The following is a 760-nucleotide window of genomic DNA, read 5'->3' as shown; positions in this document are numbered from 1 at the left end:
TTTTTAATGTTATACACATTCTGATATTTGTTGTCATTATTATAATTTTGACACTAAAGTAAAGTGTATAGTTTACGATAATTTATCTTTTCTTAATTTCATTTTTTAATTTATAAAAACAGCTCAATTTCAGTGCGAATATTTTTTACTTTAGGATTGGATATTCTTGTTATTTTGTCATATGGGTATTAAGGGCGTCTGTTACGGGAACCATTGCTTTTTATCTCAGCTAGTTTTTATGTCTCCATAGATGTCCGAATGTAATGCCTTTTGCGAGAGAATTGGCCATGCTTGATAGTTTGAGTAACAGCATGATGGATATAATGGACAAGATGAGAGCTCCTCCAAACATGAAGCTTACATTCTGGTCGTAGTCGAGTTTCATATCGCTCAAATAGTTTGCAAAGATATTCATCATCAGATTAAATACAGTTGCTAAGAGTAGAAAGAGGATTATATAATTGGCGACTTGTACAATCCATTGCTCAAAAAAGCGATAAGTTGGTTGCCAGAGTAGAGCAATAATGAAGATTGGTCCCAATCCTACGAGAAGTGCAAGTGCGATTTTTGTCAGGAGCACGAGACCCCCACCGATTGCGACGACGAGGCTTGTTGCTAGCAAGATGAGGATTCCTAAGAGACTGTAAAGCAATCCATTGGACTCGAAGAAGACGGTTTCTTGGAAAAGACGTCCTGCATATTGAAATCCTTTGGTTGCTGCTTTGTCCAGTAAATTCATTAATTGTGTATCATTGAGTGG

At 36.3% G+C, this 760-nt stretch carries 1 protein-coding gene; it reads right to left on the bottom strand.

The annotated features are described in order from the left end of the window. Positions 1 to 229: 229 nt before the first annotated feature. Positions 230 to 760: type IV secretion system protein (locus ACFING_RS09975; RefSeq protein ID WP_375630816.1), on the bottom strand; the 531-nt coding region annotated here is incomplete at its 5' end.

The organism is Bartonella sp. AP150HLJHH, from assembly GCF_042196385.1.
In the GTDB taxonomy this organism is placed as follows: Bacteria; Pseudomonadota; Alphaproteobacteria; order Rhizobiales; family Rhizobiaceae; genus Bartonella.
Note: the sequence above shows the minus strand (reverse complement) of the source record. Positions and strands in the feature narration are given on the sequence as shown.